Here is a 14156-nt window from a genome sequence, read left to right on the forward strand (position 1 = left end):
GTTCGGTCAGCCCTTCGGCTTTTTCCGAGCGGGACGCGCAGCACCCCGCTTGGCCGTGTTCAACGCCACGGCAGCGCGAACGAGGGCCTTGAAGGCCCTTTCATCGATCTTGTCGCCCTCGTGAATGTCGATGGCGCGCCGGGCATTGCCTTCGAGGCTGGCATTGAAAAGGCCCAGGGGGTCCTCCAGAGAAGCACCCTTGGCGAAGGTGAGCTTAACTGCAGCCTTGTACGTCTCGCCCGTGCAGATGATGCCGTCGTGCTCCCACACGGGGACGCCGCGCCACTTCCACGTCTCGACCACCTCGGGATCGGCCTGCCTGATGAGCTTGCGCACGCGCGCGAGCATCTCGCCGCGCCAATCACCAAGCTCCGCGATCCGTGCGTCGATGAGTTCGGAGGGCGAGGGCCCTTCCTTCGTGCTGGCCTTCGGTTTCATGTTGGTTGCCGCCCTTTCCAGAGTTGGCAGCGCTCACATCTTCTCGCCGGGCAGCTTGCTCGCTTGCTTCACCCAGGCCGTGAACTGGGCTTCGTCGAACTGCCCGTCCTCCTGAATGTGGAGATAGCGCACATCCTTTTGCGTCGACGTCTCGGGTGGCACGGGTCGCAGCGATGCGCCGCGGAAGAAGGCGATCTTGATGTACTTCGCGAAGCAGTGAAAGCTCAGGAACCAGTGCTTGTCGTCCATGCCGTAGAACGGCGAGTTCCATTTGACGGCCTTCTGTACATCAGGGATCGCGCGCGTGACGAGCGCGTCCAGGCGGCGTCCTACATCGCTCTTCCAGTCCGGCATGGCCGCGATATAGGCCTGCACGGGCGCATCGCCATAGCCCTTCGCGATCTGCGGATTGCCGCCTGAGAGGAGCTTGGGCTCAGCGGATTTCTTCGGCGCAGCCTTCTGCGGCTTGGGTGACTTCGCAGCCGCTGCGGATTTCTTTGCGGGCTTCGCCGTCTTCTTCGATGGCTTGTCGGCCATTGAGTTCGCTCCGTTCGTGGATCTGTGGCGGGCTAGAACACGGCCCCGCGCGCGGCCACTGGCCACACACTTTCGACGACAGGCGCCGCGCTCTCCATGCCGCGAATGCCGACATACCAGTCGTGCAGGTTCACAGTCGGATCGCAGTGGCCGGGAATGAGCCGTACTTTGTCGCCGAGCCCAGGACGCGTGTTGCTCTGGGCGAGATTGAGATTGCCGTGCTCGTCCGAGGGGCGCTCGTACACAGCGCCGGCAAAGCCGACGGCCTCCGGCGGGCCGGACTCGAACGTGAAGGTCTTGAGGCCGGCATCGATAACCGCGCGGTCCGCCTGCGTCAGGCTCATGACCGTCGCGTAGACGAACAGCGAATGCTCGAAGGTATCGTAGGGGCCGCCATCGGCGCGCTTGTTGCGGGCGTAGTCGGCGTCCATGAAGATGTAGGAGCCGCACTGCAGCTCATTGTAAATACCGCTGGCCGCCTCGAGCTCGAACGTGCCTGTGCCGGCGCCGCCGATGATGTCGCAGGAGAGGCCCGCACCTTTCAGCGCCTGCACGGTCTGCTTGGTGCGTGCGATGGCTTCGTCGATGGCCGCGCGGCGTTCCTCGATGGTGCGGAAGTGCTGCGCGCGCCCCTGGTAGGCCTGCAAGCCCGCAAAACGCAGATGCTTCTCTCGCGCGATGGCTTGCGCGAGCTCGACAGCCGGCTCGCCAGGATCGACACCACAGCGGCTCGCACCGACGTTGATCTCCACGATCACGTCGATGCGTGTGCCGTTGCGCTCAGCGGCGGCCGCCATCGAGGCGACGCCCACGGGATTGTCGACGCAGCCGATGACGCGCGCCTGCCGCGAGAGCGCCGCAAGCCGGTCGAGCTTACGCGCGCCGATCACCTCGTTGGAGACGAGCACATCCCGCACGCCGCCCTCGACCATCACGGCCGCTTCCGAAACCTTCTGGCAGCACAGACCCACGGCGCCCAGCGCGATCTGCTTCTGTCCGATGATCGGCGACTTGTGCGTCTTCGCGTGCGGGCGCAGGCGCACGCCGGCCTTCCCGACCGCATCGGCCATGCGCTTCAAGTTGCGCTCGAAGGCATCGAGGTCGATGAGGAGGGCGGGTGTATCCACCTCGGAGAGGGGCATCCCCGGATAGGCCGGCGGCAGGGTGGGCATCGCAATGTGCTCCAGTTTGCGAAAGCGTGGGCCGTGCTTAGCTTTGTGGTGCCAAAGTTGCCGCCAATTCGGCGAAGTTGGCAACGATCAGGTCCGGCTGGTTCGGCGATTGGCCGAAGGGCCGCTTGCGGCGATCGATGAAGACCGAGCGGAAGCCGTGTGACTTGGCGCCGATGCAGTCGAAGGCATGGTTGGCGACAAAAATGATGCCGGAGCGCTCGATATGAGGCCACTCGGCGTTGATGATCTCCTCGGCCGCGGCATAGGTCGCGAAGTGCGGCTTGAAGTAGCCTGCTTCCTGCACCGAGATGAAGCGATCGAAGGGAAAGCCGATGTGCGGGCGCGCGTTCTCCAGCATGTCGCGATCGCCATTCGAGAGGATCACGAGCTTGTAGCGCGTCTTGAGCTGATTGAGGGCGGCGATCACATCAGGGAAGGGCTTGAGCAGCTCGATCTGCGAGACGAGCCAGGTCACTTCATCCTGCGTATGCTTGATACCGCAGCGGTCCATGACCTGCGACACGGCGCGATGGCCGATCTGGCGATAGGGTGTGTGGCCGCGATCGAGAAGGCCATCGATCATGCTGTCCTCGAAGTGCGTGCGCCGCCACCATGTGACGAAGCTCGAGGGATTGCCGTCCCAGCTCTTCTTCTTGAGGAACGGCGTCACGGCCGCGGTGAGGCCGGACTGCATGTCGACGACGGTGCCGTAGAGGTCGAAGACGAGGGCCCTGGTCTCGCGCTGTAGGATCTCTTCGATGGTTGCCATGGGCCTTGCTCCGTTCTGCTTGTTCGTGGTTGTGTTCGGCGTGGATTGTTGCCCCCGCGTGCCATGAGATCAAGGACTGAGACTATGCCCTTCCGCATTGGCCTCCTGCTATTCCCGGACATCACCCAGCTCGACATGACGGGGCCTTACGAGGTCTTCACGAAGTTTCCCGAGGCGGAGGTGCGGCTCATCTGGAAGACGCTGGAGCCGGTCAAGGCGGGCGGCGGGATGCGCATCATGCCCGATACGACCTTTGCGGATTGTCCGCAGCTCGATCTCGTCTGCGTCCCGGGCGGCGCGGGCATGAACCCGCTCATGGAAGATGCCGAGACGCTCGCATTCCTGCGCAAGCAGGCACCCGGCGCGCGTTATGTCACGAGCGTGTGCACGGGGGCGCTGGTGCTCGGTGCTGCGGGCCTGCTCAAGGGCAAGCGGGCAACGACACACTGGATGAGCCACGAGATGCTCTCGGCATTGGGCGCGACGCCGGTCGCGGAGCGCGTGGTCGTCGATGGCAATCTCATCACGGGCGGCGGCGTGACGGCCGGCATCGACTTCGCGCTGCGCGTTGCGGCGGAGGCTTTCGGCGAGGATCTGGCAAAGGCCATCCAACTCGGCATCGAGTACGATCCGCACCCGCCGTTCAATGCCGGCTCGCCGGAGGGGGCAGGCCCCGCCGTCATGGACCGGGTTCTTACGACCGCCGCCAAGCGCCAGGCCGAGCGTGCAGCGATCGTCGCGCGGGCGGCGGCACGCCTCGCAGGCTGAGCGGGTCAGAACATGTCCTGCCAAGCCTGATAGGCCGGATAGGCCATCAGCGCCGCAACGGCGAGCCAGATGAGCAGCGACACGACCGAGCTCGAGCGGCGGCGAAGCACGCGTTCATAGAGCGCGGCCGGCAGGCCCGAGAACATGAATGTCATGAGCGAGAGCAGGACGGACGTCGTGTAGAAGAAGCCCATCTGCGTGCCGAGCGGGGTGCCGCGCAGAAAGGGTGTCAGCAGATAGAGCAGGGGATCGAATGCCGGCGAGAAGCCTCGCCCGTTGAAGATCGCGATGACGATGATGCCGGCGAGCAGCACGAGGCGCAGGAACGTGAACTGCCGCTCGTCGTGGGCGTGCGCCATGCTCAAGCTCCGATCTTCGGGCGGATGCCTGCAGCGAGAAAGCCCCAATAAAGGAGCACGCGCAGCACCGCCAGCCAGACCACGGCGAGCGCCGGCACGAGGCCGTTCGGCACGATGTGCGGCGTGAGGACGCGGACCGTGCGAAGCATGGGGTTGACGACCCCGTGGAAGACGCGAAGGAAGGCGCCCTGCGCGTGCATAGACCAGCCAAAGGCGAGCATCGTCACGAAGTAGAGCGCCATCAGATACATGAGCGCGGCGAGGACCAGATTGGGCACATGGAAATACCAGTGCTCCAGCAGGGCATTGGCAGCGGGCATGATGTTCGCGTCCGATCCGTGAAGGCGGGTCACTCTCTGCGAAGTCCGGGGCGAGCGCAAGGCGGCCGGCGCGCAGGTCCACGCAGTAGCATTCCCTTTACCGTGGTTCGGACATATGCCGGGCTCATCCTATTTCCGGCAATTCTGCGCTGGTAGAGTGCGGCCATGAGCCGAGCAGGGATCGGAGAGATTGTGGGCGTCGTGCTGGCGGGCGGCCGCTCGCAGCGCATGGGCGGGCGCGAGAAGGCGCTCGCCGATCTCGCGGGCCGGCCCATGCTCGCGCATATTCTCGCGCGGTTCGCCCCGCAGGTCAGCCGCCTGGCGATCAACGCGAATGGGGATCCAGCGCGCTTTGCGGCGTTCGGCCTGCCCGTGATCGCGGATCAGATACCCGACTTTCCAGGGCCGCTCGCCGGCGTTCTGGCCGGCCTGCGCTGGGCCTCCGGGTGCGCCGCAACCCACATGGCAACCGTTTCCAGTGATGCACCGTTCATACCCTTGGATCTGGTGTCGCGGCTGGCCCGGGCTTCGGCCGAGGCCGGCGGCGCGGTGGCGCGGTCGGCCGGCAGGGTGCATCCCGTGGTCGCACTGTGGCCCGTGGGCATCGCCGATCGGCTCGAGCAGGCGCTCGCGACGGGTGAGCGGCGGGTTCATCGTTGGGTCGAGACCGAGGGCATGACAACGGTCGATTTCACGCCGTTCGAGATCGATGGTCGCACGGTCGATCCGTTCTTGAATGTGAATACGCCGGAGGAGCTCGCCGAGGCGGAAACGCTGATGCAACTCTTCGAGCGTCAAAGGGAACGCGCATGAGGGCAGGCCAGGACGACCAGTTGACGTGGCTCCAGCAGTACGTGGGCGCCCTTGCGGCCATCGTGCTGGCGTTCGCGCTCTGCGAGACCGCGCTGGCCCAGGCGACCCGGGTCAAGCCGCCGGTCCCGACAGGCGTCGATCCGGGCGGCATCGCGATCGCGCTGATTGCGACCGGCATCGACTACACCCATCCCGAGATCAAGGACCGCCTCGCGCGCGACGGCGAGGGCGAGGTCATCGGCTACGACCTCATCGACAACGACAATCGCCCTTATGCGGCAACCTCGCTCCCTGAGAACCATGATGGCGCGGTCGATACGCTCCTCGCGCGGCGCATTCTCTCGACCTATCGCCACGCGCGGCTCGTCCCCGTGCGCGTCGACCCGAATGACAAGGTTATGCTGGCGCGCGCTCTCGCTTTCACGGCGACGACGCCGGCGCGGATCGTCGCCGTCCCGCTCTGGGGCGAAAGCCGCGAGACCTGGGAATTCTTCCAGCAGGCAGCGGACCAGGTGCCCGATCATCTGCTGATCCTGCCCGCGGGGAATGCCGATGCTGTCGCGCAGGGACGCGCGCAGTTTCCCGCAGCGCTCAATCTCAAGGGCGCGCTCATCGTCGCCGCCGTGAACGAGACCACGGAGCGCGGCACGCTCGCGCGGCCGGGTGCCCCGCGCATCGATGCACTCATGCTGGGGCGCGGCGGCTCGTGGTTTCCCGGCATCGTCCCGACCGCCGCGGATGCGACCGAGGCGGTAGCGCTCGCCGCGGGGCTCGCTGCGTGCACGCAGCACGGCAAGGCGCCGCTCGGCGCGCAGGAGCTCCGGGAGCAACTGCTGGCCCTCGCCGTGCGCAAGGAAGGGCCGCGCGAGACGCCGGTGCTTGACCCGTTGTGCCTCTATGGTGGCACGCGCTATTGAAGTTCCTCAGGGGATGGTGGTGCGGGGGCACGCGTTAGGGTGGACGCCGAGAACAAGTCCGACAAACAGAGCGCGCCATCGCGCGGGCAAGGCCGACGCGCGCCGCGCGTGCGTGCGATCCTGCTGCTGGTGCTCGTCGCGGCCAGCATTTTCGTCGTCATGCGCCAGGGCCTGCTGCCGGCACGCTGGAGCCCGCTGCCGGCGCTTGATCTCAGCGTGCCGAATGCCTGGTTCGTCGACTGGCGCATTGCCGAGCTGAAGCGCGATCGGGAGCTGTGCACGCGTGTTCTGCGCGGCCCGGTCATCTCCGCCTCGCCCGTCCGCGACAACCCGATCAAGGATGGCTGCGGCTGGGAGAATGCCATGCGCATCTCGAGCGCGGGCGGCGCATCATTGAGCGTCGGCACGGTCTCGTGCGAGGTAGCGGCGGGCATCGCCATGTGGATGGCGCACGAAGTGCAGCCGCGCGCAGTGGAGATCTTCGGATCGCGCGTCACGTCCGTGCAGCATATGGGCACGTACGCCTGCCGCAATGTGCTCGGCCGCAAGATGTGGACGGATGTGCGCAGCGAGCACGCGACGGCGAACGCGCTCGACATCTCGGCTTTCACGCTCGCGAGCGGCCGCCAGATCAGCGTTGTGCGCCACTGGTCGGGATCAGGTGCGGAAGCGCGCTTCCTGCGCGAGATCCATTCTGCCGCGTGCCGCTACTTCCGCGTTGCGATCGGGCCCGAGTTCAACGCCCTCCACCGCGATCACTTCCACTACGACCGCGGCTTCCTCTCGCGCTGCAAATAGCTCTTGTCCCCTCTCCCCGCCCTTGCGGGGAGGGGGTTAGGGTGAGGGGCGGCGGCATACGCTGACGTCGAGCAAGCGTGGCCGCCCCTCACCCCGACCCTCTCCCCATTGAAGACAATGGAGAGAGGGGGAAGAGGCGTTCGTGAAGCCTATCGCTTCAAATCCGAGACGAGCCGCACCGGCGTCGGCTCGCCGAGGCGGGCGCGATACATCTGGATGTTCGAGAGCACCTTCTTGACGTAATCGCGCGTCTCCTCGAACGGGATCGTCTCGATCCAGTCGACGGCATCGACCTCGGGCGTGCGGGGATCGCCGAAGCGGCGCATCCATTGGCGCGCGCGCCCAGGCCCGGCATTGTAGCCGGCGAGCGTCAGCACATAGCTTCCCGAGAACTCCTGCTTGCGATCGCCGATGTAGGCGCTGGCGATCATCGCATTGTAGCTCGTGTCCGTGACGAGCCGCGGGATGTCGCACTTGATCTTGTGATCGCGGCAGATGTGGCGTGCCGTGATCGGCATGACCTGCAGGAGGCCGCGCGCGCCGGCGTGCGAGATGATCTCGGGATTGAACTCGCTTTCCTGCCGCGCAATGGCGAGCAGCAGCGCACGCTCCGGCGATTGGCGCAGCGGCTTGTACTCGGGGAAGGGGTGCACCGGATAGGAATAAGCGATGAGGTTCATGCCGCGCGCGACGCCGGTCTTGCCGACGCGCAGCGCCATCTGATGGTCGCCGAGCGCGTTTGCGAGATGCGCGAGCATGGCGATCTCGGCCTCGCTCTTGAGGCTCGTGCGCAGGTGCGCGACGATGATGCGCGAGATGCCGCGTCCCACATCCGCATAGTGCGCGAGCACGGCCGCGCGCAGCAGAGGATTGGCGTTGAAGCTCTCCGCCACGGTCGAGGACGGCATGGTCGGCAGCGGAGTGGGCGCTGCCTGTGGACCCGGGTTGAGCTTCTGGTGGGCGAGTGCGCCGTGGAACGTATCGATGCGCTGCGCCGCCTCCTCGTAGAAGCGCGCCGCCTCCTTCTTCTGGCCGAGGGCCTCATGAGCACGCGCGAGCCAGTAGTTGCCGCGCGCCGCGCTCAGCGGGCCATCGGCATTCTCGCGCGAGGCTTCGAGGTGCAGGACGGCCGCCTTGGTGTCCTTGAGATGGCGGAGCGCAATCCAGCCGGCGAGGAAGGTCGCATCCTTGATCGGGTTGACCGTGAGCGGGCCGGGTGCGCGCGCGAGGTCATAGGCCTCCTTGTAGCGCCGTTCGCCGAGATACTCGTAGATCGCCCAGCGCCGGTGCAGCCACCAGGAGTCCGGATCGACGAGGGCACTGGCCTCGGAGGGCGCCAGCCGCAGCAAGCGGGCGACTTCCTCTTCCTTGCCCTGGCTGCGCGCGAGCTGAATGCGCTGGAAGAGCAGGCCCGCATCGGACGCCGGCTCCTTGGCGGATGCGGGAAGGCCCGCCATCAGCTTTGCGGCATTGCCGGCGCGCGCATAGACCGCGATGCGCGCCTCGGCCTTCTTGCGTTCGACATCCTGAAGCTTGGGCAGCAGACGGCGCGCAGCCGCCACACGTGGCGTGCGCTGAGCCGCGAAACGTCCCTCGTCGATCAAAAGCACATCGAGCCGGCGCCTGTGATCGCCAGCCGTGAGAAACCGCTCGAAGCGCGCGAGAAAGCCCGTTTCGGCCGTCGCCGGGATGTCGTTCTCGCGCCAGGCCTTCACTGCGAGCGCCTTCGCGCGGGTCTCATCGCCGAGCGCGAGGTGCGCCGAGGCGAGCGCGATCGCGCCTGAGCCCGAGAGCGGCGCATTCGAGCCGAAGAACGACAGGATCTCCTTGGCCGGACCACCCACCGCGACGAGCTGCTGCTCCGAGCGGCGCCTGAGAAGGGCGGCATCAGGCCAGCCGGGGTTCTCGGCCAGAAATTTCGTGTAGTCGGCCGCCGCGCCAGCTCCCGTGCGGAGCGCATACCACGTGACGAGCGTGCGGATGGCGGGCTCGCTGATCTTGGATGCCTGATCGCGCGCCTCCGCCGGGTCATTGCCGTCGACCGCCTTGAGGGCATCCTTGAGGCGCTGGGTATCCGCCGCGGACATCCGACTGTCGCGCAGCGGCGCGATCAGCTTGTCCATGGCCGCGAAATAATCGGCTTCGGGTGAGCCCGGAAGGGCCGCGCGCACGGCCGTCGGAGGCTTGGCGTGGGGCGCCGGACCGCCGTCCTCCGTGGTCTCTGTCGCGGGCTGCGCGTCTGCCATCCGGTTTGGACTGGGATCGGGAAGAGGCGGCGCGGACTTCTGCGCCGCTGCCTTTTGTGCTGCTGCCTTTGCCGGTGCGGCTTTCTTGGCTGCGGTCTTGGTCTTGGTGCTCTGGGCTTCGACGACGCCGGCGCCGAGCGTCAGAGCGAGAGGTGCCGCCGCGAGGAGGGCCGCAAGCGGGGCGAGGAGCCTCCAAGAGCGCGCCCGTAGGGGGCGTCCAGGTATCGCCCAGGTTGCTGTCATCCCGAGCGTTCCCCCGGCGTCACTGATCGAATCGTGATTTTTGCGCATCGAACCAGGATAAGGCCAAAACGTGCAGGCTTTCGGGCAAGGGTGAAATGTGACATACAGAAACCACGTCAGCGTGTGCCGCGCCTAGCCGCCCCGAGGGGCATGGTGGGCGCGGGCCTTGGCTTTTTAGCCTAGTTCCGGCGGCAACGGGGCGTGAAACAGCGAGCAACGAGCGGAGGAAAACCATGTTCAAGGGTTCGTTCACAGCGCTGGTCACGCCATTCAAGAACGGCAAAGTCGACGATCAGAGCTTCCAGCGCTTCGTGGACTGGCAGATCGCGCAGGGCTCGCACGGGCTCGTTCCGGTGGGGACGACGGGCGAGACCCCGACGCTCAGCCACGACGAGCACATGCATGTCGTCGACCTCTGCATCCGCACGGCACGGAAGCGCGTTCCCGTGATCGCGGGTGCTGGCTCCAACTCGACCGAGGAAGCCATCGAGCTCACGGCCTTTGCCAAGAAGGCGGGTGCCGACGCGGCCCTGCACTCCACCGGCTACTACAACAAGCCGACGCAGGAGGGGCTCTTCCTCCATTTCAAGGCGATCAGCGACGCCGTCGACCTGCCCTTCATCGTCTACAACGTGCCGGGGCGCACGGTCGTCGATATCAGCGCGCAGACCATGGCGCGGATCTCGGAGCTCAAGAACTTCGCCGGCATCAAGGACGCCACCGCGAACATGGAGCGTCAGTCGCAGCATCGCCTGCTCATTCGCAAGCCGCACGCCGCGCTTTCGGGCGAGGATGCGACCGCGCTCGGCTACATGGCGCACGGTGGCAATGGCTGCATCTCGGTGACGTCGAACGTCGCGCCGAAGCTCTGCGCCGAGTTCCAGAATGCCTGCCTCGCCGGCAACTTCCGCCGCGCGCTGGAGATCCAGGACATGCTCATTCCGCTCCATGGCGCGCTGTTCTGCGAGACCAATCCGGCGCCGGTCAAGTACGCGGCCTGGCGCCTCGGCGTGATCGAGAGCCCGGATTGCCGTCTGCCGATGGCGCCGCTCACGGATGCGAGCAAGAAGACGGTCGATGCCGCGCTCGCGCACGCCGGCCTGCTCGAGGTGAAAGCCGCCGAGTAGGGCGCGCGCCCTGAAAGGGGCCTAGTAATGGACATACTGCCCAATGGATCGGGCTGCCCTATAGTGTGCGGGCAGCCCGAACTCTTTCGGGGCGAGTGTCCCGATTCCGAAGTTCGCCCTATCTCGATGCTGGTGTGCTGAGCGAACTTCGGAATCAAAGGGACACTAGAATCATACCTTTGCTAGTGTGATTCAGATCGAGAAATTCGCTCCACGCCTGGCCGCTTGCTATGGCGAATTTCTCGATCATCACACTAGGTACGAGAAGCATGAGCCATGTCGAAGAAGGATGATGACGACCGCAAGGTGGTCGCCGAGAACCGGCGCGCCCGCTTCGAGTATTTCATCGAGGACACGTTCGAGGCGGGCATCTCGCTCACCGGGACCGAGGTGAAGTCGCTCCGGCGCGGCCAAGCCAACATCACCGAGAGTTACGCTGCAGCCGAGGACGGCGGCCTCGTGCTCGTCAACGCCCATATCCCCGAGTACCAGATGGCTGGGAATTTCTTCCAGCACGCCCCGCGGCGGCCGCGCCAGCTCCTCCTCCATCGCCGCGAGATCGACAAGCTCTCGCAGGCCGTGCAGCGCGAGGGTATGACGCTCATTCCGCTCGAGATCTACTTCAATGCGCGCGGACGGGCGAAGCTCAAGCTCGGCCTCGCCAAGGGCAAGAAGGTCCACGACAAGCGCGAGACATCGGCCAAGCGCGACTGGCAGCGCCAGAAGGCACGCCTCATGCGAGAAAAGGGCTGATGGCGGGGGCAGGCAATACGGTAGCTGCGGCGGCGGTCTTGTCCGAGCGCGAGCGATTGCTCGCCATCGAAGGGGCGGCCGTGCGGGCATGGCCCGCTGGCGAGACGCGCGATGTGGACGGTTGGCTATGGCGTTACTCGGGCGGCGGCTCGCAGCGCGCGAACTCCGTCTCGGCGCTCCACTATCGCGGCAGCGATGTCGAGCGCACGATCGACGAGATCGAGCGCCTCTATGGCGAGCGTGGCGCGCCGGTGCGCTTCCAGGTCGGCTTTCCGCTTTCCGAGCCTGAGGATCTGGATGCCCGGCTGGCCGCGCGCGGCTATGTGATCCATGACCCCGTGAGCACGCTCGTCAAACCCATCGAGCCCGTGACCATGCCGGCGGATGTGGCGCTGACCGAGAGGCCTTCGGAGGCTTGGCTGAAGGTCTATTTGAGCAACATCTCGCCGGATCGGCGGCCGTTCGCCGAGGCAATCCTCGCGCGCGTGCCGGCGCCGTGCGTCTTTGCCGAAGCCCGGCGCCAGGGCGAGGCGATCGCGACGGCACTCGGCGTGCTTCATGAGAGTGCGGTGATTGCCGAGTGCGTCGGCACATCGGGTGCGGCGCGTCGCCAGGGTGCGGCGTCGGCCGTCATGTGCGCGCTCGAAGCCTGGGGCCGATCACAAGGTGCGCGCACGATCGGGCTGCAGGCCGTGACGACGAATTTGCCCGCGCAAGGGCTCTATGCGGCGCTCGGCTACACGGCAGCGGGCACCTATCACTATCGTTTTCTCGAGAAGGGCGCGCGATGACATGGCCGTTTCCAGCGCCCAAGGATGATGGTGCCGCGCGCCATCTCGTGCGCGGCCTTGCCATGCCGGACATTGCGCTGCCGACGACAGGCGCGCGCGAGGTGAACTTCAGCAGCCTCGATGGCTGGACGATCCTCTTCATCTATCCCTGGACGGGGCAGCCCGGAGGCGAGAACCCGCCGAATTGGGATGACATTCCGGGCGCGCACGGCTCGACGCCGGAGGCAGAGGGCTTCCGCAATCTTTACCGCGCTTTCGAGCAATCGCAGGCGCGCGTGTACGGTCTCTCGGCACAGACGACGGACTGGCAGCAGGAGCTTGCCGAGCGGCTCGGTCTGCCTTTCGAGATCGTGAGCGACGCAGAAGGGCGCCTGCGGCAAGCTCTGAAGCTGCCGACCTTCGAGACCGGTGAGGTCGTCTATCTCGCGCGCCTGACGTTGGCGATCCACGAGGGCCGGATCGTGCGCACGTTCTATCCCGTGCATCCGCCGGATGCGCACCCCCGGGAAGTCCTCGCCTGGTTCAACGAGCTGGTGAGCCGCAAAGGTCGCTAACGCCCCGCCTCAACGGACCCCGAAAACAGAAACGGCGCCGAACCGCTCTGGGTCGACGCCGCTTCGATGTCTTGTGCGAGCCGGGCTTACATATCGACCGAATCGTCGTGGCCCTGCTGAGCGCCCGAACTCACGCCTTCGCGGTCGCGCTGGGCGCGGAACTGGGCGAGGCGCGTCTCGCGTGCCTCCCGCGGGATCCGCTGGCTCGGATCGCGGCAGATGTCCTTCTCGAGGTCGGCAATGTCGATGAACTGATCTGCCTGACGGCGAAGCTCGTCGGCGACCATCGGCGGCTGCGTCTGCAGGGTCGAAACGACGCTGACGCGCAGGCCCTTGGCCTGGAGGGCGGCAACGAGGCTCCTGAAATCACCGTCGCCGGAGAAGAGGACGACGTGGTCGAGCTTCGGCGCGAGCTCCATGGCATCGACAGTCAGCTCGATGTCCATGTTGCCCTTGATCTTGCGCCGGCCGGAAGCGTCGGTGAATTCCTTGGTGGGCTTGGTCACCATCGTGTAGCCGTTGTAATCGAGCCAGTCGATCAGCGGCCGGATCGAAGAATACTCCTGATCCTCGACAAGTGCCGTGTAGTACAATGCCCGGACCAGATAGCCTTTGCTACGGAAGACACCAAGCAAATTCTTGTAGTCTATGTCGAAGCCGAGTGCCTTTGCGGTGGCATAGAGGTTCGCCCCATCAATGAACAGCGCGATACGCTCTGTAGGGTAGAAAAACATTGTCCACTTGCCTTTTCATTGTTGGCTCAGCCCATCCGGGCGAGCGTGTACGTCCACGGATTTGAGTGTGGGATTTCCCCACCTGAGTCACGCAGATCGAACGCCGAAAGATGTTAACACATATATAGACAGCGGCGCGTGAAATGAAGAGGAAGTTCGGAAATCCTGAACCACTTCACAGGTAATTGCCAATGCGCGTTTCGAATAACGCGAGCTCCAATTCGCATAGCATCCCCAAGGCGCTAGCTGGTGCAAAGTGTTTGATTTCGCTGGGCGCCAACGTCCCAGGTAGATGGGGCGCGCCGGCCGCTACACTTCGCCGCGCGATCAGCATACTTGAGCAAAACCAGGTTTTTATTGCTGCATGTTCGCGAATTTACCGCACCCCTGCACATCCTGGTGCAGGACTTATGCCGAATTTCTACAATGCAGCGGTGATTGTCCAAACCAATCTTCCGCCAGCCGGCATACTCCGACTACTGAAAAAAATAGAGAGAATGGCGGGACGGCGCATAAAGCCGCGCTGGAGTGCGCGTCCTCTCGATCTCGACCTGATCGACTATGGTGGGCGCATACTGAACTGGCCGGCGACGACACGTGTCGGCAGCCCCCTTGTTCTGCCCCATCCGTTCATGCACGAGCGTGGGTTCGTCTTGCTTCCGCTCGATGAGATCGCACCCCACTGGCGTCACCCGGTGCTCGGGATCTCGGTGGGGGCGCTGATCAGGCGGGATCCGGGGCTCCGGCGCGGCATTGCGCAAGTTGGCCAGTTGATTCTCTGAGACAATCGTGGCATTAAGCCCGCCGAACGGGCACT

At 65.5% G+C, this 14156-nt stretch carries 17 protein-coding genes; 9 read left to right on the forward strand and 8 right to left on the reverse strand.

The features are described from left to right. Positions 1-6 precede the first annotated feature (6 nt). From CS1BSM3_RS19195 to CS1BSM3_RS19210, 4 genes are read right to left on the reverse strand one after another with little or no spacing between them, the layout of a single operon-like run. Positions 7-459 (reverse strand): DUF1801 domain-containing protein, encoded by a 453-nt coding sequence (locus CS1BSM3_RS19195; RefSeq protein WP_072389607.1) that lies wholly within the window; start codon positions 457-459, stop codon positions 7-9. Positions 460-471: 12 nt separating this feature from the next. Continuing rightward, positions 472-975: a DUF1801 domain-containing protein gene (locus tag CS1BSM3_RS19200; RefSeq protein WP_072389609.1), complete on the reverse strand. Its 504-nt coding sequence runs from the start codon at positions 973-975 to the stop codon at positions 472-474. Positions 976-1007: 32 nt separating this feature from the next. After that, positions 1008-2147, reverse strand: coding sequence for a DSD1 family PLP-dependent enzyme (locus tag CS1BSM3_RS19205; RefSeq protein ID WP_072389611.1), 1140 nt, complete (start codon positions 2145-2147; stop codon positions 1008-1010). A 37-nt stretch (positions 2148-2184) separates the two neighbouring features. Continuing rightward, entirely contained in the window at positions 2185-2916 is a 732-nt protein-coding gene (locus CS1BSM3_RS19210) for a haloacid dehalogenase type II (protein WP_072389613.1), read from the reverse strand. A gap of 84 nt (positions 2917-3000) precedes the next feature. On the opposite strand from CS1BSM3_RS19210, the gene CS1BSM3_RS19215 reads away from it, so the two are divergent. Next, the gene (locus CS1BSM3_RS19215) at positions 3001-3684 is read left to right on the forward strand and encodes a DJ-1/PfpI family protein (RefSeq protein WP_072389614.1); all 684 of its coding nucleotides are present in this window, start codon (positions 3001-3003) and stop codon (positions 3682-3684) included. 5 nt (positions 3685-3689) lie between these two features. On the opposite strand, the gene CS1BSM3_RS19220 is transcribed toward CS1BSM3_RS19215, so the two are convergent. Together CS1BSM3_RS19220 and CS1BSM3_RS19225 are read right to left on the reverse strand one after the other, a co-directional pair. Further along, complete coding sequence (locus CS1BSM3_RS19220; RefSeq protein ID WP_072389615.1) at positions 3690-4043, reverse strand: hypothetical protein; 354 nt, start codon at positions 4041-4043, stop codon at positions 3690-3692. A 2-nt stretch (positions 4044-4045) separates the two neighbouring features. Beyond that, a complete protein-coding gene (locus tag CS1BSM3_RS19225) occupies positions 4046-4363 on the reverse strand; it encodes a hypothetical protein (RefSeq protein WP_072389617.1) in 318 nt (105 codons plus the stop codon). A gap of 192 nt (positions 4364-4555) precedes the next feature. Between CS1BSM3_RS19225 and mobA the strand changes: the two genes are divergently transcribed. From mobA to CS1BSM3_RS19240, 3 genes are read left to right on the forward strand one after another with little or no spacing between them, the layout of a single operon-like run. Beyond that, positions 4556-5176 carry a molybdenum cofactor guanylyltransferase MobA gene (mobA, locus tag CS1BSM3_RS19230; RefSeq protein WP_348532909.1) on the forward strand — a complete coding sequence of 207 codons (621 nt, stop codon included), beginning with the start codon at positions 4556-4558 and terminating at the stop codon, positions 5174-5176. Further along, the gene (locus CS1BSM3_RS19235; RefSeq protein ID WP_072389620.1) at positions 5173-6093 is read left to right on the forward strand and encodes a S8 family peptidase; all 921 of its coding nucleotides are present in this window, start codon (positions 5173-5175) and stop codon (positions 6091-6093) included. The genes mobA and CS1BSM3_RS19235 overlap by 4 nt, the downstream gene beginning before the upstream one ends. Positions 6094-6132: 39 nt before the next feature. Further along, entirely contained in the window at positions 6133-6891 is a 759-nt protein-coding gene (locus CS1BSM3_RS19240) for an extensin-like domain-containing protein (RefSeq protein WP_083528735.1), read from the forward strand. Between the two features lie 149 nt (positions 6892-7040). Here CS1BSM3_RS19240 and CS1BSM3_RS19245 read toward each other — a convergent pair whose 3' ends face one another. Then, positions 7041-9380 carry a lytic transglycosylase domain-containing protein gene (locus tag CS1BSM3_RS19245; RefSeq protein ID WP_143149284.1) on the reverse strand — a complete coding sequence of 780 codons (2340 nt, stop codon included), beginning with the start codon at positions 9378-9380 and terminating at the stop codon, positions 7041-7043. Between the two features lie 233 nt (positions 9381-9613). On the opposite strand from CS1BSM3_RS19245, the gene dapA reads away from it, so the two are divergent. The 4 genes from dapA to CS1BSM3_RS19265 all read left to right on the forward strand — a co-directional run bounded on the left by dapA (position 9614) and on the right by CS1BSM3_RS19265 (position 12605). Continuing rightward, positions 9614-10507 (forward strand): 4-hydroxy-tetrahydrodipicolinate synthase, encoded by an 894-nt coding sequence (dapA, locus tag CS1BSM3_RS19250; protein WP_072389624.1) that lies wholly within the window; start codon positions 9614-9616, stop codon positions 10505-10507. A gap of 276 nt (positions 10508-10783) precedes the next feature. Beyond that, positions 10784-11260, forward strand: coding sequence for an SsrA-binding protein SmpB (smpB, locus tag CS1BSM3_RS19255; protein WP_072389626.1), 477 nt, complete (start codon positions 10784-10786; stop codon positions 11258-11260). After that, positions 11260-12051, forward strand: coding sequence for a GNAT family N-acetyltransferase (locus CS1BSM3_RS19260; protein ID WP_072389628.1), 792 nt, complete (start codon positions 11260-11262; stop codon positions 12049-12051). The genes smpB and CS1BSM3_RS19260 overlap by 1 nt, the downstream gene beginning before the upstream one ends. Then, positions 12048-12605 (forward strand): peroxiredoxin, encoded by a 558-nt coding sequence (locus CS1BSM3_RS19265; protein WP_072389630.1) that lies wholly within the window; start codon positions 12048-12050, stop codon positions 12603-12605. Before CS1BSM3_RS19260 ends, CS1BSM3_RS19265 begins: the two co-directional genes overlap by 4 nt. An 86-nt stretch (positions 12606-12691) precedes the next feature. On the opposite strand, the gene CS1BSM3_RS19270 is transcribed toward CS1BSM3_RS19265, so the two are convergent. Further along, positions 12692-13339: a LabA-like NYN domain-containing protein gene (locus CS1BSM3_RS19270; protein WP_083528736.1), complete on the reverse strand. Its 648-nt coding sequence runs from the start codon at positions 13337-13339 to the stop codon at positions 12692-12694. A 191-nt stretch (positions 13340-13530) separates the two neighbouring features. On the opposite strand from CS1BSM3_RS19270, the gene folK reads away from it, so the two are divergent. After that, a complete protein-coding gene (gene folK / locus CS1BSM3_RS19275) occupies positions 13531-14121 on the forward strand; it encodes a 2-amino-4-hydroxy-6-hydroxymethyldihydropteridine diphosphokinase (RefSeq protein ID WP_143149285.1) in 591 nt (196 codons plus the stop codon). Positions 14122-14156: the final 35 nt, after the last annotated feature.

The organism is Hyphomicrobium sp. CS1BSMeth3 (assembly GCF_900117415.1).
Classification (GTDB): domain Bacteria; phylum Pseudomonadota; class Alphaproteobacteria; order Rhizobiales; family Hyphomicrobiaceae.